The organism is Ensifer sp. Root558, assembly GCF_001427045.1.
Classification (GTDB): domain Bacteria; phylum Pseudomonadota; class Alphaproteobacteria; order Rhizobiales; family Rhizobiaceae; genus Ensifer; species Ensifer adhaerens.
Window position 1 is genome coordinate 1 of sequence record NZ_LMGC01000013.1, and the last position, 21,789, is coordinate 21,789.

Consider the following 21,789-nt stretch of genomic DNA (forward strand, 5'->3'; position numbering starts at 1 on the left):
GCGCTGATCCAGCGACATGCGTGCAAGGATTGCGGCGTACACATGTACGGCCCGGTCGAGCGTGACCACGCGTTCAAGGGGCTTTCCTTCGTTCATCCTGAGCGCTTCCAGGAGGCAGGCTGGGCAAAACCGGGTTTTGCCGCCTTCGTATCGTCGATCATCGAGAGCGGCTATGACCCGGCCGGAATGGACAGCATGCGCGCGCGGCTGCGCGAACTGGGCCTCGAACCCTATGACTGTCTCAACCCAGTCCTGATGGACGTTCTCGCCACCTGGGCGGCCAAGAAGAGCGGCGCGCTTCCTGCCTAATAGTCAGACCGCTGACTGTCCGCTATGTCGATCGCTAGGCCAAGCCTAGCGATCGACGACGAGATCACTGAGCGGCTTCGAACAGCAAGGAAGGAAAAGCCCAGCATCGATCTCTCGTTGCCTTATCCCGCCATTGTGGTTCATCTCGACCGAACCCGATACGAGCTTGGACTTGCACGTGCCGCAGACGCCGTTCGAACACGATGAGGCGAGTTTTACGCCCGCTTTCTTTGCGCAGGAAAGCACGGTCTGCTCGCCCCCGATTTCGATCTTGCGGCCCTGTTTGGAGAACTCGACCTGGAACGTTCGGGTCGCCGGCTGATCGACGATAGGAATATCCGGGGTGTCGATCACGGCCGCATCGAAGCTCTCCTCGATGTAGTTGGATTGCGGAACGCCGAGTTCGGCAGCGATCGTGCGCGCTGCCGCCATGAACGGGGCAGGGCCGCAGCACATGACAATGCGTTCGGCGATATCGGGAACAGCAAGCTGCAAGTAAGCAGCCGATATGCGTCCCGTCAGGCCATGCCAGTTGGTTTCGCCGGTAACGACTTCCGGCAGAAACTGCAAGCGCAGGCCCTTCATCCGGTAGGCGAGTGACGCGAGTTCGTCGCGGAAGATGAGGTCCTTCGGGGTTCGCGCCGCGTGCATGAAGACGACGTCGACAGGCTCGCATGTATCGGCCAATTCGCGAACCATCGCCATGACCGGTGTGATCCCCGACCCTCCCGACAGAAAAAGGTACTTCCGACCGTTCGGGCGAATGAACTGGCCGAGGGGACCGTTCGCCTTGACCTTGGCGTTGACCGTGAGCCGATCGTGAAGCCAGTTCGAGATCTTGCCGTCGGCGACGCGCTTGACGGTCACCGAGAACGCATTGCTGCGCTTCGGCGAGGACGAGATGCTGTAGCAGCGGCTTTCCGGCTCGCCCTCGATATCGAGGTCGAACAGGAAATACTGACCGGCTTCGAAGGCAAAACGTTTGCCTTCGGTGGACGCAAAGGTAAAGGTCTTCACGTCGTGTGTTTCCTGATGGACATCGATGCAGACCAGGTCCTCGTCCGCGTCGCGGCTCCAGATATCGCTCGGCTCGAGACGCCCGGCGGGAGAAAAGTTGCTCTTAGTATCCATGGGCGCGCATCCGATCGATGTACCACGACGCGAATTTGTCGAGGTTTGTTTCGGAGAAGGGCGAGTAGGGACCCGGCACGTAAGCGGGATCTTCGACGCCGGCGTGGGAGCGGGCGACCAGTTCGGCGTCCTGCTCGGTTGTGGCGATCCAGACGTTGGTGAGCTTTTCGAGTTCGTAGTCGACCCCCTCGACGGCATCCTTGTGCACAAGCCATTTCGTCCGCACGAGCGTCTTGTCGGCCGATAGGGGGATGACGATCGAAACGACGGCGTGGTCGCCCATGAAGTGGTTCCAGCTGTTGTGACCCCAGAGATGCATGTCGCCGAGATCCTTGCGCGACATCGTGCCGAGCAGCTTTGCCGAGGCAGCGGTCGCGTCGGGCGTCTGGGATTCGCCCGCCCCCGAAATGATCAGCCGTTGCGTCCGAAAGTTGGTGGTGCAGTCCACCAGTTGCTCGACCGCCGCGGAGGGGTAGCCATCTGCCTCCCACCGCCTGGTGCGCTCCTCATAGAGCGAAAAATGCTCCTCCGCCTGGGCGCGATCTTCCGGGCTCAAAGCGTCCGGATCGAAGCCGAAATCGAGGTCGACGAAGGAGACGCAGAGCTCGGGATGGTTGGCGGAACAGTGGTAGCATTCACGGTTGTTCTCGATCGTGAGCTTCCAGTTGCCTTGTTCGATGACATCGGATTCATACGCGACCTTGGCGTTGGCGATATCGTAGGGAGCAAGCCGTTCTGCCATGACCCCGACGAGACGCTCAATATCTTCGGGCGGATCGTTCGAAAGGCAGACATAAACAAGGCCGCCAACCGACTTGAAGATCACGGGCTTGAGGCTGCGGCATTCCTTGTCGAAGCTCTTGCCCATATGGGGCGCATAGCTCAGTTCACCGGAAAGCTCATAGGTCCAGGTGTGGTAGGGACAGACAAGCTTCGAAACGATCGTCTTGCCTGGATCGAGCAGTCGGGCGCCTCGGTGGCGGCAGACATTGTGCATGACGCGGATCCCGCCGTCATCGTCGCGCAGGAGGATGAGGCTGGTCTTGCCAATATCGACGACGGTTGCATCGCCCGGCTCCGGTACATCGCATTCAAGCCCAATGCAGATCCAGTGCCGGCGGAAAAAGACCTCCAGATCCGCCTCGAAGACATCCTCTCGCGTGTAGAGACCGGCGGGAAGCGAATGGCCCTCCGCTCTTGCATCAAGCAGCGATGATATGGGAGAAGAAAATGTCTGCAGCATAATTCCACCTTATGTTCCGATCGGAAGCTCGAGGGGCTCCACAAAGAGGATCGCTCAGGCGCGGCAGTCGCTCAACGGCACAAATATGCGCGTTTCACATTACCAAATGTAATGGATCCAAGATGGTCAATCTGAGGAAGAAACTCCCGCCGCTCACCGCGCTGACGGCCTTTGAGGCAGCGGCTCGATTGTCGAGCTTCACACGGGCCGCGACGGAACTCGGCGTGACGCAGGCGGCTATAAGCAGACAGATCCATTTGCTCGAAGAGGACTTTGGGTTCCCCTTGTTTCGGCGGCTTCATCGCAAGATCGAACTGACTGATAAAGGCCGGCTGCTTTACGCAGCGGCCGGCGACGCGTTCAATCTTATTGCCGACACCGTTGCGGATCTTCGGTCGGAGGGAGCAGATGACGAGCTGGCAATTGCAGCGACCATCTCCTTTTCACATTTCTGGCTGCTGCCAAGGATCGCTGCGTTTTCTCGAGCCTATCCCGAAATCAAGCTTCGCATCATCACACAGGATGCTCGAACGAGTATCGAGGCTAGCGATGTGGACCTGGCGATCCGCTACGGGACCGGTACCTGGCCAGACGGCCAGGCGGAGTTCCTGTTCGAGGACGAGGTTTTCCCGATTTGCAGTGCAGATTATCTGGCCACGGCGGATCCGATCCGCACGCCGGGAGACCTCATCAATCATCCGCTGATTACGAGCGATATTGATGACCCGACATGGACGGGCTGGGATGAATGGCTTGCAGCATTTTCCGTAAAAGCGCCGAAACGCGCCCGCGGCCTGCGATGCAGCTTCTATACGGAAGCCATTTATGCGGCGATGAACGGGCAAGGCATTGCCCTCGGCTGGAACCGCCTTGTCTCTGACCTTATTCGGCAAACTCGTTTGGTCCGCCTTACCGAAGCCTCCATTCGCACCAGGGCGGCATATTTTGTCGTGGTGCCGGCGAGAAGACCGAAAAAGGAAAGCGGACGGCTGTTCATCGAGTGGCTGCGCGAGATCTCTTCAAGCGCTGAATGAGAGATCGTCCGTAACTTGTGGTCGGGGGCCGATTTAGCGCGTCCCGCCACTCTTCTTTTTTGAGAACTGAGCGACAGCCGTTTGGTGATCGATAAATGCTCCTTCACGGCGGCCGGGCTCGCTCCGGAATGAGCCAATGCGACGCCTTTTTTGCCGCGCCAACCGATGCGCTTGCCGAGCACATAAGACCTTTGCCGGCCGCCATAAGACTGAGGTCCTATGGCGGAACCTCTCGCGGTAACTAACTTGGTCAGAGGGATTCGATCTGTTGATGATCGGTGGCACCTGCATGGTGCCGAGCCCATTTGACCCGTGGAGGTCGAATGCCGATCGCTAGGACTCTGTAGGTGGGAAATTTATGAAGAAAATAGGTGCAGTACTCTTGGCCGCCGGCACGGCGCTATCGGCGGTCTCGGCGCAGGCGGTTCCGATGTTCGCTGTTTCCACTGGGCAGACCTCCCAGCCGGTCGATTTGATCCATCATAAGCCAGGCCATTACGGCGGACCGCCGCACAAGCGCGGCTACGACGTCTACCGCTACGGCAGCAACCGCTACAATGCAGCTCCACGATACGGCCATTACAATGGCTATGAGGGTTACCGGTACCGCCGCGACGGGTACCGTCGCCACAGTGATGGATGGTGGTATCCCCTGGCCGCATTCGGGACAGGAGTGATCATCGGTGGCGCAATCGCCTCACCGCCTCGGCAGGTCTATTCCAACGCGCCGTCGTCGCATGTCGAATGGTGCTATGACCGCTATCGTTCGTACCGTGCCTACGACAACTCCTTCCAACCCTATTATGGGCCGCGCCAGGAATGTGTGTCGCCGTACTACTGACCAGCGAGGCGCCCGCTTGCCAGAACGTGTCGGGTCGCTTCGATGCTCTCCGACACCGTGGTGGTTGCTGCTTCAGCCGCGTTGCTTGAAGTGGCGACCCAGAATTTGGGGGATCATGCCGCCTGCTAGGAGGCTCTCTACTTCTTGCCCCGTCTCCACGGCTGCTCGGGCCGTCAATCGCAGGCATTCACCTGAAACACGTCTCAAGACCAGTGGCACGGGTCCGCGCGGAGAAATGGTCGTCGCGTTGACTTCCAGGAGATCGGTGGCTGTTATCCGCGGCACTTCCTCCTCCTGCAGAAGAATAGGAAGGATGCCCATGCCAATGAGGTTTGTTCGATGAATCCGCTCAAAACTCAAGGCGATCACGGCGCGAACGCCGAGTAGCCCGATGCCTTTTGCGGCCCAGTCTCGCGACGATCCAGCGCCATAGCGTTGCCCTGCAATGATAACGACGGACCGGTGCTCCAATCGGTAGCGCTCCGCCGTCTCCCACAGCGGCGCTTCCTCCCCTGTAGGCGCGTGGATGGTCATCGATGCAGGCCTTCCGCCAAGGAGGTGGTTGGCGGCTGTACGATTGTCAAAGAGGCCGCGCACCATTGCTTTCCAATTACCGCGACGTGCGGCGTAGACGTTAAGATCGTCCGCAGGGTCGCCAGCGGCCACGAGGTGGCGGCCGGCGAAGCTCGAAGCGCTAATCTGGCCCGCGGGCGAGATATGGTCCGTCGTCATGTCGTCCCCCAACACGAGCAAGGGATGTGCCCTGTAGTTTCCGAGGCGATTGGCTGTCTCCACAGCAGCAAAGGGTGGCCGGCGGATGTAGGTTGAGGCTTCGTTCCACGGAAACGTCGGCGACTTCGGAGCGGCCAGCGCGCGCCAGGCATCATTTCGTTCCGCATCCAGGAAAGCCTGGGGAAAATCTTGTGCGTCGGAATGCTGCTTGAGAACAGCGTCGATCTCGTCACTGCCAGGCATCAAATCACCGAGATGAATGGCTGTCTGCTCCGGGCTCCGGGCGATTTCCCACTTCATGGGGTTTGGAATGAACCTTCCGATCAACGACAGAGCCACAACATGAGGCGGCGATGCCAGGAAGCCGAACTGGAGGCTTGGATGCACGCGGCCAGGAAAGTTGCGATTACCGGAAAGCAGTGCTGCCGCGATCGTGCCGCCGGCGATTGCTTCAGCCATATCGCCCTGAAGCGGACCAGAGTTTCCGATGCAGGTCGTGCACCCGTGCCCCACGATGTCGAACCCGACGGCCTCAAGATCAGCAAGCAATCCACTGCGCCTCAAGAAACGCTCGGCCGATGGCGAGCCGGGTGCCAGCGATGTCTTGACCCAGTAGGGTGGGCGCAGACCCAACCGGTTCGCATTGCGGGCAACCAGGCCCGCCGCGACCAACAGCCGTTGATCCGACGTGTTGGTGCAGCTCGTGATGGCGGCGATCGCGATTGCGCCGTCCGGTATGCCGGGTTTGCCTTGCTCCAAGGGCCGGCCGCATGCGGTCTCAAGTGCACCTAGGGCATCGGCCAATGGCAGCTTGTCCTGCGGGCGGCGTGGACCGGCCATCAAGGGTTCGACCGCCGCAAGGTCGAGCTCGATCACGCCGGTATAGCGCGGCGAAACGGCAGGCTCGAACCAGAGGCCGAGCATCTTCGCCGCGTCGCGGACGAGTTGGCAATGGGACGGAGAGCGACCCGTCTGGGCGAGATAGGAAAGGGTTTGTTCGTCTATAGGGAAGTAACCCGTCGAGGCGCCGTATTCCGGTGCCATATTGGCGACGACGGCGCGGTCTCCGGCCGAAAGCGTCGAAACACCCTCGCCGAAGAATTCGACAAATTCCCCTGATATTCCATGACGCCGCAGCAGGTGGGTCACTTCCAGCGCGAGATCGGTTGACAGAACGCCTGGTGCGAGCCGTCCCATCAACCGCACGCCGACCACATCGGGAATGCGTAGCGTCACAGGAAACCCAAAAAAGACGCTTTCGGCCTCAAGACCCCCGACGCCCCAAGCCAATACGCCGATGCCGTTGATCATCGGCGTGTGGCTGTCCGTGCCGATCAGCGTGTCGGGTACGGCCCATTTTTCTCCATCGCGTTCCTCGATGGAAATCACCTTTGCGAGTTGCTCGAGGTTGATCGTGTGCATGATGCCGGTACCTGGGGCGTGCACCTTGACACCCGGTAGAGCCTGGGTTGCCCACTTCATCAGGCGGTAGCGCTCGCTGTTTCTGTCCATTTCCCGTTGCATGTTGAAACGGCGGGCATCAGGCTGGCCGTAGCGATCGACGGCAACGCTGTGATCGACGGAGACGTCGACCGGGAGAACGGGGCTCAATTCGCTCGGATCGCCACCAGCATCCGCGACCGCGTCCCGCATGGCGGCAATATCAACGAGAGCCGGCACACACGTCGTATCGTGCATGAGGACACGGGAGGGGTGAAATGCGATTTCTGCCTCGCTCGTGCCAGTCAAAAGCCAGGCCTTGAGGGCCGAAACGGTGGCGGATAACCGAGCCACATCCTTGCGCGCTACGTTTTCAAGGAGATTACGCAGAACCCAGGGCAGGCATTCGAAGTCAGGACCAAAAGCGGTGCGCAGGTCAATTGCGTTCAGCGTTCCGTGTTCCGAAGGAATGCGCAGCACCATGTCGATTGCTCCTATATTGCTTTTTTATAACTAAAAAGCCACAATAGCAGCAAAGTCAATCAATGGACCGCCTTCCTTTGGCTTTTTCGTTGGCGAAATATGCAAAAAGAAGGGATGTCAGTTCCCTTTGGCGGTGGGGTGAAATATCGTTGGACCCGGCAAAGCTTTCCGAATCCGGGGAATATCGACATGCGTTCCAGCCAATTGGCCCAGACCATCGCCAACGAAATCAGCCTGCTTGTGACATCGGGAGAGCTCACTGTCGGCGACCATGTAAAGACGCAACAATTGGCCGATCGTTTCGGCGTTTCCCGTTCACCGGTCCGCGAGGCGATGGAGATCCTAGCCGGGCAGGGGCTGCTGGAGCAGAAGGAGAACCGCGGCTTCTTTGTGAAAGAACCGCCAGGTGCCATCGCCGAGCGGGTCCGTGAAGACGCCGAGCCGTTCGAAGTTGCGAACGACTACCAGCGCCTTGCCGAAGACTGGCTAACCGACCGTATCCCGGCGGAGGTCACGGAGCAGACGCTGCGCGAGCGCTACGAACTGACCAAGTCCCAGGTTAACGACGTGCTGATGCGCGCGACCCGTGAAGGATGGGCTGAGCGCAAGCAGGGTTATGGCTGGCGCTTCCTGCCGGTCGCAAAAACACCGGAAGCCTTCGAGCAGATCTATCGTTTTCGCATGCTGATCGAGCCGGCCGCCATGCTTGAGCCGGAGTTCAGCCTCGATCGAAAGATCATCGATGAGCAACGGCGCATCCAGATGCGCATGCTTGAGACGGACATCGAGCGACTACCGGCGGAGCGCCTTCTGCACAATGGCGCGCTTTTCCACGAAGAGCTCATCAAGATGTCAAACAATCCCTTCTTCCACATCTCGCTAGTGCGGGTAAACCGCATGCGACGCCTCCTCGAATATCGATCCCGCGTCGATCGTAGCCGTACGGTACGGCAATGCCAGGAACACCTCGAAATCCTTGATCTTCTTGAGCGCGGCGAGGTCGTCGAGGCTTCCTACGCTATGCGTCGGCACCTTGGGGGCGCGCTGTCGAAGAAGTCGCCGATTACCTGGTCCTGGTCGCACCAAGCGCATGAAAAAGACAATCTCGAAAAATAGAGATTGCATTTTCAGATTTAAAAAGCCAATAATTCGCCCGTGACGTAGAGCGGCGACTTCGCTCGTCGCCTCATGGGAGATTAGCTGATGAAAATATTCGTGACGCCGTGTGATGGAATCGGTCCGGAGATCACTGCGGCAACCATGGAGGTCCTGAAGGCAGCCGACGCGGCTTTCGATCTCGGCCTCGAGTACCATTTCGAAGACACCGGTTTCGCGAGCCTGGAAAAATTCGGCTCGACGCTTCGCGACGAGACGCTGGATCGTGCCCGCACTTTTGATGGCATTATCTTGGGCCCCCAGTCCCACATGGATTATCCGGCCCGCGACAAGGGTGGCGTGAACGTCTCGGCAGGCTTCCGCGTCAAGCTGGACCTCTACGCGAATGTGCGTCCGGCGCGCTCCCGTCCGTTCTTGAACGACGCCAAGAAGATGGACCTCGTCATTATGCGCGAGGCGACGGAAGGCTTTTATCCCGATCGCAACATGTATGCCGGTACGGGAGAGTTCATGCCGACGCCGGACGTGGCGCTTTCCGTGCGCAAAATCACCGCCTCTGCCTGCGAGCGCATAGCGCGACAGGCCTTCCTGCTCGCCATGAAGCGCAACAAGAAGGTGACTGCGGTCCACAAAGCCAACAACTTTATCCTTACGGACGGCCTGTTCCTTCAGCAGGTACGCAAGGTCGCCGCCGAATACCCCGAGGTCACGCTCAACGAATTCATCATCGACGCGATGGCTGCCCATCTGGTTCGCGACCCCTCGCGGTTTGACGTGATCGTCGCGACAAATTTCTACTCGGACATTCTTTCGGATCTCGCCAGCGAGCTCTCGGGTAGTCTCGGCTTGGCCGGTTCGATCAACGCCAATGCCGAGACAGGTCTTGTCTGTGCCCAGGCGCAGCACGGCTCTGCCCCCGATATCCAGAACCAGAACGTCGCCAACCCGACTTCGCTAATCCTGTCCGCAGCCATGATGCTCAGCTGGCTCGGCGAGCAGCGCGGTCTGCCACAATTTGAAGCGGCGGGCGCGGAGATCGAGCGGGCGGTCGACGAGGTTCTCGCGAACCCCGACGCGCGGACGCGCGACCTCGGCGGCAGCACCGGCACGGATGCTTTTGGTTCGCTCGTGGCACGTGCTGTTCGCAGTGGTGAGGGTGATCGGAAGCTTGCGAGCGCCTGATCGAGGTTTGTACTTTGGATAATTAAAAGCCAAAGAGTGGACATGGAGACGCGAGGGCGGCAACGGCCCTCGCGAAACTGCCCGGAGGAGATTTGGAGCCGGGCGTCTTTTGGGAGAAGAGAAGATGAACAAGTATGTTTCCGGCCGCCTTGCGGCCGTTGCGGTCACCGCGGTCATGACGGCATTTTCGGCGCACGCGCAGGAAGTACCCGCGGGCTATCCAGCAGATTATGCGGAACTCATCGCCAAGGCGAAACAGGAGGGCACCGTTTCGATCTACACCTCGACCGATGCTGCCCAGTCGCAGAAGCTACAGGATGCCTTTACCAAGAAGTACGGAATCAAGATCGCCTATAACGATCTCGGGACGAACGGCGCCTATAACCAGGTGATCTCGGAGGCCGCCGCCAGCCAGACCACCGCCGACATCGTCTGGAGTTCGGCGATGGACCTGCAGATGACGCTGGTTCAGGATGGCTATGCGGCCGAATACGCTTCACCTGAAGCCGGCAATCTTCCGAGCTGGGCCAACTACAAGAACACGCTCTACGCCACCACGGTCGAACCGATCGGCGTGATCTACAACACCAAGGCGCTTTCCGAAGACAAGCTTCCGAAGACCTATGGCGACATGATCACGTTCCTGAAGAGCAACAAGACCGAGCTTCAGGGCAAGGTTGCCACGTTCGATCCTGAAAAGAGCGGCTCCGGCTTCCTGCACCACTCCAACGACGCACGCAACCGGCCGGATTTCTGGGATCTTGCTAAGGCCATGGGCGACAATGGCGCCAAGATCTATTCCAGCTCCGGCGGCATGAAGGAAACGGTCGTTTCGGGTGAAAACGTCATCGCCATCAACATTATCGGCTCTTACGCGCTCGATTGGGTCAAGGAGAGCCCGAACCTCGGCGTGCATTTCGCCACGGACTATACGCCGGCCTTCTCGCGTCTGGCGCTGATCACCAAGGACGCTCCGCATTCGAACGCGGCCAAGCTTTTCGTCGACTTCATGTTGTCGTCCGAAGGCCAGTCGCTTCTGGCTGAAGGCGGCCTGCCGTCGATCCGTGAAGACGTGACCGCCGGCCTCAACATCAAGACGCTTAACGAACGCGTCGGCGGCGGCCTGAAGCCGATCGCCGTCGACGAGGGTGTTCTGGAATACATGGACCAGATGAAGCGCGTTCAGTTCCTCAACGACTGGAAAGCCGCCCTCGGCCGTTGATGCTTAGCCGACCGCGGCGCTCAGGCGCCGCGGTTCCGCCACCGTTTGCGAGAGGCATAGAATGTCAACCCACATCCAAGCACCGGCTGCAGTCCCTTTGACGAAAGCCGCAGCCGAAAAGAAGTATCCGGCAAAGATGCCGCGGCATGGAAATGCAAACTTTTATCGGCGCATCGTCATCGGTCTGCTCGCGGTTGCCGTCCTGGCACCCGTCGGCCTGATCATCTATCAGAGTTTCCTGACGGCTGCGTTCTTCAGCCCCCGTGCGCACTTCGGCTTCGATGCGTACAAGTACGTCTTCACCGACAAGAATTTCTATCGCGCTCTCGGTACGACGGCGATCTTCTCCTTCGGCATGGTGGCGATCGCAGTGCCGCTCGGGGGTCTGCTCGCCTTTCTGATCACGCGCACCGACATCAAGGGCAAGCGACTGCTCGAGATCCTCGTGCTCGTGCCTATGTTCATTTCGTCTATCGTGCTTGCCTTTGGCTACACGGTGTCGGTCGGTCCGACCGGTTTCGTCTCGCTCTTCGTCCGCAGTGTGCTGGGCTTCGTACCCTGGAACATTTACAGCCTGCCGGGCATGATCCTGATCGCCGGTCTGAGCCACGTTCCGCACGTCTACCTCTATGTCTCTTCGGCCATGAGGAACCTGCCGTCGGACCTCGAAGAAGCCGCACGCACCACCGGCGCTTCCGTCTGGCAGGTTTCGCGCGACGTCACGCTGCCTATGGTGCTGCCGGCGCTGATTTTTGCGGCGGCCCTCAACATCCTGCTCGGCTTCGAGACCTTCGGCATTCCGCTCGTTCTTGGCGATCCGAACGGGATCATGGTGCTGACCACCTATATCTACAAGTTGACGACGCTGTTCGGCACACCGACCTATCAGCTCATGGCTGTCGTCGCGGTCGTTTTGGTACTGATCACGCTGCCGCTCGTCTGGATGCAGCGCAGGCTGCTGCGCAATGCTCGCAAGTATGCAGCGCTCGGCGGAAAGGGTGCCCGGGTCGCCACCTTGAAACTCGGCGCGAGCGGCCAGGTCATTGCCCTTTCGCTCATCGGTTTCTGGCTCTTCGTATCGGTTGTCCTCCCGATCGGCGGCATCACCGTACGTGCCTTCGTCGATGCCTGGGGCGAGGGCGTCAACCTCTTCGACCAACTGACGCTCACCAATTTCAGCCGCATGCTCGAAGTGCCGAGCCTCTACAACGGTATCATCAACACGATCATCCTGTCGGTGGTCGGTGGTGCTGCGGCGGTGGCGATCTATCTCGCCGTCGGCCTGGCCGGTCACCGCAACTGGGGCATGTCGAACACGGTGCTGGATTATATCGTACTCCTGCCGCGTGCGCTTCCGGGCCTCGTCGTCGGCCTTGCCTTCTTCTGGGTCTTCCTGTTTGTGCCGTTGCTTACGCCGCTGAGGCCAACACTGGTCAGCCTTTTCGTCGCCTATCTGGTCGTCGGCTTGTCCTATGGTCTGCGCCTCTTGCAGGGCACGCTCATTCAGGTTGCGCCGGAGCTCGAGGAGTCCGCGCGCACCACGGGCGCCACGATCGGCCGCACTTGGAAGGATGTGGTGATCCCGATCGTCCGGCCGGGTCTGGCCGGTGCCTGGGCGCTCATCATGATCATCTTCCTCCGCGAATACGCGACCGGCGTCTACCTCATGGGCGCCGGCACGGAAGTCATCGGTTCGCTGATGGTCTCCCTTCTTCAGACCGGCGCCATGAACACGATCGCCGCTCTTTCCCTCATCAGCATCGTCTTGACGGGCGCAGGTCTCGCACTCGCCCTCCGCTTGGGAGCAAAAATCCATGACTGAACTCGTTGTCAGCAATGTCCAGAAGTGGCTGGGCGGTCTGCAGATCCTCAAAGGCGCGTCCTTCACCGCGCAGCGCGGCTCCATCGTCGCCCTGCTCGGCGCGTCGGGCAGCGGCAAGACCACACTGTTGCGCTGTATCGCCGGGCTCGAGCAGCCGGAGATTGGCCAGATTGTCATCGGCGGCAAGACCGTGCTCGATGGCGAAAAGAAGCTCGCGCTTCCGCCCGAGCAGCGCAACATCGGTCTGGTGTTTCAGTCCTACGCTCTTTGGCCACATCGCACCGTCAAGGAAAATGTCGGCTACGGGCTGAAGCTCCGCGGCGTGACGCAGGCCGATATCGAAAAGCGCGTGCAGGCGATCCTGGAGCGCATGGGTCTTGGCCATCTTTCCGATCGCTTCCCGTCGCAACTGTCGGGCGGTCAGCAACAGCGCGTCGCCATCTGCCGGGCGCTGGTTTACGAGCCGCGCGTGCTGTTGCTCGACGAGCCGCTCTCCAATCTCGATGCGAAGCTGAGGGAGGAGGCTCGCTACTGGATCCGCAAGCTGATCCTCGACCTTGAAATTTGCGCTATCCTCGTCACGCACGATCAAAGCGAGGCGCTCGCCGCAGCCGACAACATTCTCCTGCTGCAGGACGGTCGCATCGTTCAGCAAGGCGGACCACAGGAGATCTATTCCAACCCGAACAGCTTCTATTCGGCTGACTTCCTGGGCGCGAACAACATCGTCAAGGCGAAGGTCAAGTCGATCAACGGCCGCAGCGCCGTCATCGGCGGCGACAACTGGAGCCTTGACGGCACCGTGCGCGATGCCTCCGGCGTCAACCCATCCGACGACGCGCGGGCGGTGATCCGGGTCGAGCAGATCAGCGTCAGCGACCAGCCCGAGGCGGGTGGGCTCGAGATGAACCTCGACGACAGTATCTATCTCGGCGACCGCTGGGAATACCGTCTGCGTCGCGGTGATTTCGTCGCCAAGGCACACGGCGCAAGGCAGCTTGCGACCGGCACGGTCTGGGCACGAATTCCATCTGAAAGCGTCTGGGTGTTCTCGGCAGGCCAACGCTAGCGAAGGCCGCCAGGCGGTCGCTGCTTCTTGCGGCGACCGCTCCATTCAAGGGTATATTCATGTCGAGACAGCCTCGGATAACGCTCGTCCATGCAACGCCGATCGCGATGGAACCGATCAAACTTGCTTTCGCAACGGCCTGGCCGGACGCCAATCTGGTCAACCTCCTGGAAGACAGCCTTTCGCCCGACCGTGCCGCCAGCGCCGACATCACCGAAGTCCTGACGGCCCGTATCGAGGCCTTGACCCAATATGCGCGGCAGATCGGGAGTGCGGCGGTGCTGTTTACCTGCTCGGCCTTCGGTCGGGCGATCGAGCAGGCTGCGGCGACCGTCGACATCCCGGTGCTGAAACCCAACGAGGCGATGTTCGAGGCTGCGATCCGGAAAGGCGGCAGGACTGCCATGCTCTACACCTTCCCGCCTGCGCGCGACGGCATGGAGGCGGAGTTTCTGGAAGAGGCCGAAAGGATCGATCCGACCGCGACCATGGAGAGCTTCCTGGTTCACGGAGCGATCGAGGCGGTGCGGGCGGGTGATGTAGAGACCCACAATCGGCTCGTCGCCGAAGCGGCGGCGGGTTTGCGTGGCTTCGACAGCATCGTGCTTGCGCATTTTTCCACGGCACGCGCCGTACCGGAGGTGCGGGCGGTGACGGACATCCCGGTTCTGTCGAGCCCGGATGCCGCCATCGACAAACTCAAGCGCCTTCTCGGCGCAGCATGAAATTCGGGAGTACACCTTCAATGCTGCTTGGGGTTATCGCAGACGATTTTACAGGGGCAAGCGATATCGCGAATACGCTCGCCAAGGGCCTGCCGCGGCAGGGTGGTCTTCGCACGGTACAATACCTTGGAATCCCTCGTGCAAAGGCCGAGCCCGAGGTGGAAGCCGGCGTCATTGCGCTAAAGAGCCGGTCGATCGATGTAGCGTCGGCCGTCGAACAGTCGCTGGAAAGCCTGCGCTGGCTGCTCGATCAGGGGTGCCGGCAGATCGTCTTCAAGTACTGCTCGACCTTCGATTCCACTCCGGCCGGCAACATCGGCCCGGTTGCCGAAGCGCTTGCTGAGGCCTTGGGCGTCAGCGGCGTGATTGCCTGCCCCGCATTTCCCGGTGCCGACCGAACGGTCTATAACGGTCACCTCTTCGTGAAGGATCGGCTTCTGAGCGAGTCCGGCCTGCAAAACCATCCACTTAACCCGATGACCGATGCGGACATCCGGCGCTGGCTGCGGCTCCAGTCGACGACTGAGGTTGGACATGTCGAGATCGCCGTCGTGCGGCAAGGCTCGGCCGAAATCGGAGCAGCGCTGCGGGAGAACGGCGAGCGCAATCGCACGCTCGTCATCGTCGATGCAATCACGGATGACGATCTCGTCGCAATCGGTCGTGCTGCGGCGGGAGATCGCCTTGTCACGGGAGGTTCTGGCATCGCGATCGGTCTTGCCGCGAACTTCATCGAGCAAGGCCTTGCTGCCGGAACCAGCGCCAGCGTCGCAGGCGTCGATGGGCCGGAGGCCATTCTCGCCGGAAGCTGCTCCGGTGCGACCCGCGAACAGGTCGAGATCCACCGCAAGAACCACCCGACGCTCGCGATCGACGTTGGAGGTGTCATGGCCGGCTCGGTGACGACCGCCATGCTGACATCCTTCCTGCTTGCCAACGAGGGCAGGGCGCCGCTCGTCTATTCCTCGAGCACCCCCGACGAGGTCCAGGCGGTCCAAGCGCGCTTCGGCCGGGAAGCGGTTGCCGCGGCGCTCGATGAACTCTTTGCGAAAACGGCTCAGGAACTGGTCAAGGCTGGTGTCCGTCGCCTCGTCGTTGCCGGTGGGGAAACGTCCGGGGCGGTCGTTTCGGCACTCGATCTCGGTGCGCTGACGATTGGGCCGGAAATCGATCCCGGGGTGCCGGTGTTGTTGTCGGGTGGGGCAAAAGCTGTGTCGTTGGCGCTGAAGTCCGGCAATTTCGGCGCCCCCGATTTTTTTGTCAAAGCGTTGGAAAGGCTCGCAGGCAGATGAGTGCTGAAATCAGGATGCGCGACGAGATCGCTCGGCTTTCGAAGTCGTTGTTCGACCGTGGTTTCTCGGTCGGCTCCGCCGGCAACATCAGTGCTGCGGTCGAGGACGGGATCCTGATGACCCCGACGAATTCGTGCCTCGGTTTCCTCGATCCTGCACGTATCTCGAAGCTCGATCGCAGCGGCCGGCACATCTCCGGAGACAAGCCCTCGAAGGAAGTGTTCCTGCACCGGGCGTTCTATGAAACGCGACCACAGACAGGTGCGGTGGTTCACCTCCACTCGACCTTCGCCACGGCTCTCTCTTGTCTTGCCGACACCGATCCGGACGACTGCATTCCGCCGCTCACCCCTTACGTCGTCATGCGCGTGGGGCAAGTGAGGCTGCTACCCTACGTCAAGCCGGGCGATGAAAGCATGGGCGACATGATCGCGGAGCTTGGTGGTCGCTATGCCGCCGTGCTGCTTGCTAATCATGGCCCCGTCGTTACCGGCAAGGATATCGCATCGGCGGTCTACGCAGCCGAGGAACTGGAGGAAACTGCCAAGCTGCTGGTGCTGCTGCGCGATGCGCCGAAACGCATGCTTTCCCCTGAAAACGTCTCGGAATTAAAGGCCGTTTTCGGCAGCTATTGAAGGAGAAACTGATGAAAACGGCTGATCTCGTCGATGCGCATGGGGAGGAAGTGCACTTCTGCGATCTTCCCTTTTTGAAAGTCGGGAAGACGAAGTCCTTCCGCGGTCCGATTGCGACCGTCAAATGCTTCGAGGACAATGCTGTGTTGAAGGCCGAACTGCAGAAGCCGGGCGAGGGCAGGGTCATGGTCGTCGATGGTGGCGCCTCGAGCCGCGTCGCTTTGCTCGGCGACCAGATCGCGATGATCCTTCGCGACAATGGCTGGGCCGGCATCGTGATCAACGGTGCGGTGCGCGACAGTGCTGAGATCGCGGAGATGGACGTGGGCGTTTTCTGCCTTTCGGTGACACCGAAGAAGTCCGTGAAAGACGGTGCCGGCAAGACGGGCATACCGGTCCAATTTGGCGGCGTCACGTTCGCGCCCGGCGCCTACCTCTATGCGGATGCGGACGGCGTGCTCGTCAGCGCCCGCTATCTTTGCTGAGGGGATGGTGCGGTGACCACGCGGTCCATGTTCTCGGCCCATATCGGCTATCGGTTCAGGGAGCTACCCTTCGAGGAACGCTTCGAAGCGGCGGCTGCGGTGGGTTTTGATGCCATTGAACACCCTTATCTGGAGACGTTCGAGCCGGCGATCATCCGCGGTCTTTTAGAGAAACACCGTCTCCGCTTTGCGCAGCTCTCCTGCGCATTCGGCGACCTCGCGAAGGGCGAAAAAGGTCTCGCCGCGCTGCCGGGCCGGCAGTCCGAATTTCGCGCAGCCTTCGATAACGCCCTTGAGTTCGCGCTCACCGCCGATGCGCCCTACCTTCACCCGATGGCCGGCATTCCACCTAGCGATGCAGACGCCGAAAGCGTGTACTTCGAGAACCTGCATTACGCCATCCAGGGAACCGCCGGCACGCCGGTGAAGATCCTGATCGAGGCGATCAGTGAGCGGTCGGTGCCAGGCTATGCGCTCTCCACACTGGAGCAGGCGCGCCACGTGCAGGATGTCTTTGGTCCCGGCAATCTCTTGCTGCTCCTCGATACCTTCCATGCGAGCGCGACCGGCATCGATCCGACTCGGTGGATCGCGGCAAATGCCTATCGCATCGGGCACGTCCACATCGCCGATTATCCGGGGCGGCAAGAGCCAGGGACTGGGACGATCGATTTCGAACCGGTCCTTTCGGCACTCAAAGCGCATGGCTTCCAGGGCGCCGTCGGCTTCGAGTTCACACCCTCGGCGAACACTGCCGAGAGTTTGACATTTCTCGCCGCCTGGCGGGCGAGATCAGAAACCAGGAGAAGAGCATGATCGTTTCCATCAATCCGGCCAACGACCGCGAGCTCGCGCGCTACGACCTTCACGACGATGCCTATGTTGACCAGGCGTTGAGCGCGGCGGCGAAGGCACAGGCCGGCTGGCGAAGAGTGCCAGTCGCTGAGCGCTGCACGCTTCTTTACGCCATGGCGCGGGTGCTGCGGTCCGGAAAGTCTCGCTATGCCGCCATGATCACCCGCGAGATGGGCAAGCCGATCGTAGAAGCCGAAGCTGAGGTGGAAAAATGCGCCTACAACTGCGATTTCTACGCCGAGAATGCGCCGAAGTACCTTGCGGATGAACCGGTGGCGTCGAACGCGGCTGAGAGCGTCATCGCCTTCGATCCGCTCGGTGTGGTCTTGGCGATCATGCCGTGGAACTATCCGTTCTGGCAGTTCTTCCGCTTTGCGGCCCCGGCCTTTGCAGCAGGCAATGGCGCAATCTTGAAGCACGCCAACAATGTTCCGGAATGCGCGCTCGCGATCGAAGAGGTGATGCGGGAAGCCGGCTGCCCTGAAGGTCTCTTCGCCACGCTGCTGATCGAGCCGTCGAAGGTTGCCGGCATCATCGCGGACGATCGGATCGCCGCCGTGACGTTGACGGGATCGACGGAAGTAGGGGCGATTGTCGCTGCCCAGGCCGGTAAGGCCTTGAAGAAGCAGGTGCTTGAGCTCGGCGGCTCGGACCCGTTCATCGTGCTCGGCGATGCCGATCTCGAAGAGGCGGCAAAGATCGCAGTCAAGGCGCGCTATATCAATGTCGGCCAATCCTGCGTCAATGCCAAGCGCTTCATCGTCGAGGAAACCATCGCCGACCGGTTCGTTGAACTCTTCCTACAAGAGGTGGCGAAGCTGAAGATCGGCGACCCGATGGAGCGCGAAACGAATATCGGCCCGATGGCCAGGGAGAACCTGATGACTGGCCTGCACAAACAGGTCGAGCGCAGCCTTTCTGCCGGCGCGATACTTAGAGTTGGCGGTGCGCCGCTTGAAGGTGATGGATTCTACTATTCGCCGACGGTCCTCGACCATGTCCGCCCCGACATGGCTGCGTTTTGCGAGGAGACCTTCGGGCCGGTTGCGGCGATTATCCGCGTTAAGGATGCCAAAGAGGCGGTGGCGCTCGCCAACCAGACGGAATTCGGCCTCGGTGCCGCGCTCTGGACCAGCGATCTTAAACGCGCCCGATCGCTTGCGCACGACATCGAAGCCGGCGCCGTCTTCATCAACGGCATGGTCGCCTCCGACCCTCGCTACCCTTTCGGCGGCATCAAGCGCTCCGGCTACGGGCGCGAACTCGGGGTCTACGGCATCCGCGAGTTCGTCAACATCAAGACCGTGTGGATTGGCGCCGCCCAGACGCCGGCGACAGCACATGGAGGAGCACGATGAGCATTGCGATGCCGGCCGTACTGCGGCCAAGGGAATTGAAGACCAACGACCGTGGCAACGGCGCACGCACCACGCCGCTGGTCACGCGCAAGTGCGGCTCAAATAGCATGATCAACGGCATCACCGCGTTCGATCCAGGCGCTGCGATTGGCATGCACAAGCACAATTGCGAGGAAAGCGTAATGATCCTCGATGGCGAGGCGATCGCCGAGATCAACGGTGTGCGCTATCCCCTCGGACCCAATGATACGACCTGGATACCGGCGAACGTTCCGCACCGCTTCATCAATGCGTCGGAGACGGAGCCCATGCGGATCTTCTGGGTCTATGCATCGATCGATGCCACCCGGACTATGATCGACACCGGCGAGGAGCACACGATTGACGCCGAGCATGGCCACAAGCCGGGCGCCCAGGCATGATCCAGGAAGTTGCAGAACTGACCATCAAGCCGGGGATGGAGGGTGATTTCGAGCGGGGCGTCGAAAAGGCCGCTCCGCTGTTCCTCCACGCCAGGGGATGTCGCGGGATCGCTCTCCACCGTGTCATCGAGACGCCGCAGGTCTATCGCCTCGTCGTCGATTGGGAAACGGTCGAGGATCACACGGTCGGGTTTCGAGGCTCGGCGGATTTTCAGACTTGGCGCAAGATCGTCGGTCCGTGCTTTGCGACCACACCCGTCGTAACGCACACGCGCCAGGTTATGAGCTTCCGGTGAACCGCGCCGGTAGGAAGACGGGCGGGCGATTTGCGCTGACGCTCTCCATAGGTGCTTTCGGCGGCTCCTTGATGTGGCTCGCGCATATGCCGCTCGCATGGCTGCTGGGGGCCATGCTGGCTACGGCCGTCTGTGCCTTTGCAGGCCTTCCCGTCTCTCTGCCAAAACAGGCCAGACCACCGATGGCAGCGGTGATCGGTGCGATGCTCGGCACTTCGTTCTCACCGGATGCATTCGCGCATGCGGCAGCCTGGAGCATTTCGCTCGTCGGCTTGGTCGCCTTCATTGCGCCCACCGGTGCACTGGCCTTTGTTTATTTTCGGTGGATTGCCAGGCTTGATCCCGTCACCGCCTTCTTCTCGGCTATGCCAGGTGGGGCTCGTCGAAATGATCACACTTGGCGCGGAAAAGGGCGGCGATGAGCGCATGATTGCCCTCATTCACTCTGCCCGGATTTTCCTCGTCGTCTTAACTCTGCCTTTTCTGATCCAGACATTTGCAGGCATTACCATTGACAGAACGGGCATCTTTTCTGCCGGTGAAATGGCAATATCGGCGGAGGACGTTATCTGGTTTGGCAGTGCAGTCGTTGGTGGCGTTGCCCTTGGCGCGCTTCTAAAACTGCCGGGCACGGTTTCTCGTGGGGCCAATGCTTGCCAGCGCCATCCTGCATCTGGTTGGTGTGACGGATTTCGAACTGCCGGTGGCCGCTCTCGCCTGTGCGCAGGTCGTGATCGGCGCGACGATTGGATGCCGCTTTGCCAATGCCTCGCCGCGCTTGATCTTGCGCGCGCTGGCGCTAGCCGCTGGCGCGACGGTCCTGATGCTTCTGTCCACCGTCATGTTCGCCTGGCTGTTGTCGCTGGCCGGCGGCGACCGCTTCGTTGCCTATGTCCTTGCCTATTCTCCCGGTGGGGTCGCTGAAATGAGCCTCATTGCCTTGTCGCTGCATGTGGAAGTGCCCTTTGTCGTACTGCACCATGTTGTGCGCGTGCTCACCGTCGTCGCCGGTGCATCCCTCGCCTTCCGGCTGCTCAAGGAGCGGTGCGGTGAGTTCGTGCAGCGCCCCTGTTCGGGTAGCTAAAGGGCAGAACGAGTCTTGAGCGCATGCCGGGTGGCTCATTTGGTGGCTCGGAAGCTGCAGCCCAGTTTGCGGCTCGTTTTCGGCCGCGATGGCGGCGGCTCTATCCGCATATCCTCTTGGCCCTGGGTGTTTGGCATCCCGGGAAATGGGCTCGAAGCGCCCTCTTATGCGACGACAATCGGGACTTTGGTCGGCGACGCCTTGACCCGGTTGTAGAGATCGACAACGTCCTGGTTGATCATGCGTACGCAACCGGAAGATGCCTGTGTGCCGATGGTCCACCACTCCGGTGAGCCATGCACGCGATAGCCGGTGTCTTGGCCGTCTTTGAAGATATAGTGTGCCCGGGCTCCGAGCGGGTTGTCGAGGCCACCCGGCTGGCCGCCCGTCCATTTCACCAGCTCCGGCTTGCGCGCAATCATCTCTTTGGGCGGCGTCCAGGTCGGCCACACCTTCGTATACTGGATCTCTGCCCGCCCACTCCACTCGAAGCCGGCCTTGCCGATGCCGACACCGTAGCGGACCGCTTCGCCACCTTCCTGCACCCAATAGAGATGCCGCTCGCTAAGCCGCACCACGATCGTGCCCGGCGCCTCGCCGGTAGGGTCGCGAACGATCTGACGACGGAATTCCGGTTTGACCTTCTGGAATGGGATTGCCGGGATGACGAAGCCATTGTCGTTCAGCGAGGCATACATCGTGCTGTTGTCGGTGATGTTGCTGTCGACACTGATCGGTGGGATTGCGCCGGTCGACATATAGTCAACGCTCGCAGTCGACATCCGACTGGACGGCTCGAGCGATGGGAGTTCGAGGGACTGCGAGCAGCCGGAGGCACCAAGCAGGGTCATGACGCCGAGGTTCGAAAGCAGGGCACGGCGGGTGATGAGGTAGCCGGGTTCCGAATTGGTCGCGCCGGAGGTGAGCTTCTGATCTTGCGGGTTACGCATGCACTTTTACCCTAGACGAACGTCGGCATCATGCCTCCGGATCTGCGCAGTTTCACGATTCGT

At 60.7% G+C, this 21,789-nt stretch carries 21 protein-coding genes and 1 pseudogene; 18 read left to right on the forward strand and 4 right to left on the reverse strand.

Annotation, left to right across the window (positions count from 1 at the left end):
- A pseudogene (locus ASD63_RS16810) lies at window positions 1–309 on the forward strand (aldehyde-activating protein); the annotation flags it as partial.
- 45 nt (window positions 310–354) lie between these two features.
- On the opposite strand, the gene ASD63_RS16815 reads toward ASD63_RS16810, so the two are convergent.
- Window positions 355–1,440, reverse strand: a complete 1,086-nt coding sequence (locus ASD63_RS16815; RefSeq protein ID WP_034801950.1) for a hybrid-cluster NAD(P)-dependent oxidoreductase — start codon at window positions 1,438–1,440, stop codon at window positions 355–357.
- Entirely contained in the window at window positions 1,430–2,683 is a 1,254-nt protein-coding gene (locus ASD63_RS16820; RefSeq protein ID WP_034801946.1) for an aromatic ring-hydroxylating dioxygenase subunit alpha, read from the reverse strand. Before ASD63_RS16820 ends, ASD63_RS16815 begins: the two co-directional genes overlap by 11 nt.
- A gap of 122 nt (window positions 2,684–2,805) precedes the next feature.
- Here ASD63_RS16820 and ASD63_RS16825 point away from each other — a divergent pair, with 122 nt between their 5' ends.
- Window positions 2,806–3,717 (forward strand): LysR substrate-binding domain-containing protein, encoded by a 912-nt coding sequence (locus tag ASD63_RS16825; RefSeq protein ID WP_060529533.1) that lies wholly within the window; start codon window positions 2,806–2,808, stop codon window positions 3,715–3,717.
- Between the two features lie 358 nt (window positions 3,718–4,075).
- Entirely contained in the window at window positions 4,076–4,558 is a 483-nt protein-coding gene (locus ASD63_RS16830) for a BA14K family protein (RefSeq protein WP_034801940.1), read from the forward strand.
- A gap of 72 nt (window positions 4,559–4,630) precedes the next feature.
- On the opposite strand, the gene acnA is transcribed toward ASD63_RS16830, so the two are convergent.
- Window positions 4,631–7,213, reverse strand: a complete 2,583-nt coding sequence (gene acnA / locus ASD63_RS16835; protein ID WP_034801938.1) for an aconitate hydratase AcnA — start codon at window positions 7,211–7,213, stop codon at window positions 4,631–4,633.
- A gap of 99 nt (window positions 7,214–7,312) precedes the next feature.
- Between acnA and ASD63_RS16840 the strand changes: the two genes are divergently transcribed.
- From ASD63_RS16840 to ASD63_RS36630, 15 genes are all read left to right on the forward strand, one after another.
- Window positions 7,313–8,329, forward strand: coding sequence for a GntR family transcriptional regulator (locus ASD63_RS16840; protein ID WP_244497247.1), 1,017 nt, complete (start codon window positions 7,313–7,315; stop codon window positions 8,327–8,329).
- Between the two features lie 87 nt (window positions 8,330–8,416).
- A complete protein-coding gene (locus ASD63_RS16845; protein ID WP_034801931.1) occupies window positions 8,417–9,511 on the forward strand; it encodes an isocitrate/isopropylmalate dehydrogenase family protein in 1,095 nt (364 codons plus the stop codon).
- Window positions 9,512–9,635: 124 nt separating this feature from the next.
- Window positions 9,636–10,733, forward strand: coding sequence for an ABC transporter substrate-binding protein (locus ASD63_RS16850; RefSeq protein WP_060529534.1), 1,098 nt, complete (start codon window positions 9,636–9,638; stop codon window positions 10,731–10,733).
- 61 nt (window positions 10,734–10,794) lie between these two features.
- Window positions 10,795–12,555, forward strand: coding sequence for an iron ABC transporter permease (locus ASD63_RS16855; protein ID WP_060529535.1), 1,761 nt, complete (start codon window positions 10,795–10,797; stop codon window positions 12,553–12,555).
- Window positions 12,548–13,624 carry an ABC transporter ATP-binding protein gene (locus ASD63_RS16860; RefSeq protein ID WP_034801927.1) on the forward strand — a complete coding sequence of 359 codons (1,077 nt, stop codon included), beginning with the start codon at window positions 12,548–12,550 and terminating at the stop codon, window positions 13,622–13,624. The genes ASD63_RS16855 and ASD63_RS16860 overlap by 8 nt, the downstream gene beginning before the upstream one ends.
- 59 nt (window positions 13,625–13,683) lie before the next feature.
- Window positions 13,684–14,349, forward strand: coding sequence for an arylsulfatase (locus ASD63_RS16865; RefSeq protein WP_034801926.1), 666 nt, complete (start codon window positions 13,684–13,686; stop codon window positions 14,347–14,349).
- A 20-nt stretch (window positions 14,350–14,369) separates the two neighbouring features.
- The gene (gene otnK / locus ASD63_RS16870) at window positions 14,370–15,641 is read left to right on the forward strand and encodes a 3-oxo-tetronate kinase (RefSeq protein ID WP_034801925.1); all 1,272 of its coding nucleotides are present in this window, start codon (window positions 14,370–14,372) and stop codon (window positions 15,639–15,641) included.
- On the forward strand, window positions 15,638–16,276 hold the full coding sequence (otnC, locus tag ASD63_RS16875; protein WP_060529536.1) for a 3-oxo-tetronate 4-phosphate decarboxylase: 639 nt from the start codon (window positions 15,638–15,640) through the stop codon (window positions 16,274–16,276). The genes otnK and otnC overlap by 4 nt, the downstream gene beginning before the upstream one ends.
- 11 nt (window positions 16,277–16,287) lie before the next feature.
- Entirely contained in the window at window positions 16,288–16,761 is a 474-nt protein-coding gene (rraA, locus tag ASD63_RS16880; RefSeq protein WP_060529537.1) for a ribonuclease E activity regulator RraA, read from the forward strand.
- Between the two features lie 27 nt (window positions 16,762–16,788).
- The gene (locus ASD63_RS16885; protein ID WP_060529538.1) at window positions 16,789–17,577 is read left to right on the forward strand and encodes a TIM barrel protein; all 789 of its coding nucleotides are present in this window, start codon (window positions 16,789–16,791) and stop codon (window positions 17,575–17,577) included.
- A complete protein-coding gene (locus ASD63_RS16890) occupies window positions 17,574–18,974 on the forward strand; it encodes an NAD-dependent succinate-semialdehyde dehydrogenase (RefSeq protein ID WP_034801917.1) in 1,401 nt (466 codons plus the stop codon). Before ASD63_RS16885 ends, ASD63_RS16890 begins: the two co-directional genes overlap by 4 nt.
- Window positions 18,971–19,396 (forward strand): cupin domain-containing protein, encoded by a 426-nt coding sequence (locus ASD63_RS16895; protein WP_060529539.1) that lies wholly within the window; start codon window positions 18,971–18,973, stop codon window positions 19,394–19,396. Before ASD63_RS16890 ends, ASD63_RS16895 begins: the two co-directional genes overlap by 4 nt.
- A complete protein-coding gene (locus tag ASD63_RS16900) occupies window positions 19,393–19,692 on the forward strand; it encodes an antibiotic biosynthesis monooxygenase family protein (RefSeq protein WP_034801905.1) in 300 nt (99 codons plus the stop codon). The genes ASD63_RS16895 and ASD63_RS16900 overlap by 4 nt, the downstream gene beginning before the upstream one ends.
- Window positions 19,689–20,114, forward strand: coding sequence for an AbrB family transcriptional regulator (locus ASD63_RS36625; protein WP_051659602.1), 426 nt, complete (start codon window positions 19,689–19,691; stop codon window positions 20,112–20,114). Before ASD63_RS16900 ends, ASD63_RS36625 begins: the two co-directional genes overlap by 4 nt.
- Before the next feature lie 218 nt (window positions 20,115–20,332).
- A complete protein-coding gene (locus ASD63_RS36630; RefSeq protein WP_280138298.1) occupies window positions 20,333–20,776 on the forward strand; it encodes an AbrB family transcriptional regulator in 444 nt (147 codons plus the stop codon).
- Between the two features lie 164 nt (window positions 20,777–20,940).
- Here the strand turns inward: ASD63_RS36630 and ASD63_RS16915 are convergent, their stop codons facing one another.
- Complete coding sequence (locus tag ASD63_RS16915; RefSeq protein ID WP_034801903.1) at window positions 20,941–21,726, reverse strand: L,D-transpeptidase; 786 nt, start codon at window positions 21,724–21,726, stop codon at window positions 20,941–20,943.
- Window positions 21,727–21,789 lie beyond the last annotated feature (63 nt).

Coding starts and splice junctions, on each gene's coding strand:
- ASD63_RS16890 (WP_034801917.1), top strand. CDS start 17,574: ATGATCGTTTCCATCAATCCGGCCAACGACCGCGAGCTCGCGCGCTAC.
- ASD63_RS16915 (WP_034801903.1), bottom strand. CDS start 21,726: ATGCGTAACCCGCAAGATCAGAAGCTCACCTCCGGCGCGACCAATTCG.
- otnK (WP_034801925.1), top strand. CDS start 14,370: ATGCTGCTTGGGGTTATCGCAGACGATTTTACAGGGGCAAGCGATATC.
- ASD63_RS16820 (WP_034801946.1), bottom strand. CDS start 2,683: ATGCTGCAGACATTTTCTTCTCCCATATCATCGCTGCTTGATGCAAGA.
- rraA (WP_060529537.1), top strand. CDS start 16,288: ATGAAAACGGCTGATCTCGTCGATGCGCATGGGGAGGAAGTGCACTTC.
- ASD63_RS16860 (WP_034801927.1), top strand. CDS start 12,548: ATGACTGAACTCGTTGTCAGCAATGTCCAGAAGTGGCTGGGCGGTCTG.
- ASD63_RS16845 (WP_034801931.1), top strand. CDS start 8,417: ATGAAAATATTCGTGACGCCGTGTGATGGAATCGGTCCGGAGATCACT.
- ASD63_RS16830 (WP_034801940.1), top strand. CDS start 4,076: ATGAAGAAAATAGGTGCAGTACTCTTGGCCGCCGGCACGGCGCTATCG.
- ASD63_RS16900 (WP_034801905.1), top strand. CDS start 19,393: ATGATCCAGGAAGTTGCAGAACTGACCATCAAGCCGGGGATGGAGGGT.
- ASD63_RS16855 (WP_060529535.1), top strand. CDS start 10,795: ATGTCAACCCACATCCAAGCACCGGCTGCAGTCCCTTTGACGAAAGCC.
- ASD63_RS16885 (WP_060529538.1), top strand. CDS start 16,789: ATGTTCTCGGCCCATATCGGCTATCGGTTCAGGGAGCTACCCTTCGAG.
- acnA (WP_034801938.1), bottom strand. CDS start 7,213: ATGGTGCTGCGCATTCCTTCGGAACACGGAACGCTGAACGCAATTGAC.
- ASD63_RS16815 (WP_034801950.1), bottom strand. CDS start 1,440: ATGGATACTAAGAGCAACTTTTCTCCCGCCGGGCGTCTCGAGCCGAGC.
- ASD63_RS16850 (WP_060529534.1), top strand. CDS start 9,636: ATGAACAAGTATGTTTCCGGCCGCCTTGCGGCCGTTGCGGTCACCGCG.
- ASD63_RS16895 (WP_060529539.1), top strand. CDS start 18,971: ATGAGCATTGCGATGCCGGCCGTACTGCGGCCAAGGGAATTGAAGACC.
- ASD63_RS16865 (WP_034801926.1), top strand. CDS start 13,684: ATGTCGAGACAGCCTCGGATAACGCTCGTCCATGCAACGCCGATCGCG.
- otnC (WP_060529536.1), top strand. CDS start 15,638: ATGAGTGCTGAAATCAGGATGCGCGACGAGATCGCTCGGCTTTCGAAG.
- ASD63_RS16840 (WP_244497247.1), top strand. CDS start 7,313: ATGCAAAAAGAAGGGATGTCAGTTCCCTTTGGCGGTGGGGTGAAATAT.
- ASD63_RS16825 (WP_060529533.1), top strand. CDS start 2,806: ATGGTCAATCTGAGGAAGAAACTCCCGCCGCTCACCGCGCTGACGGCC.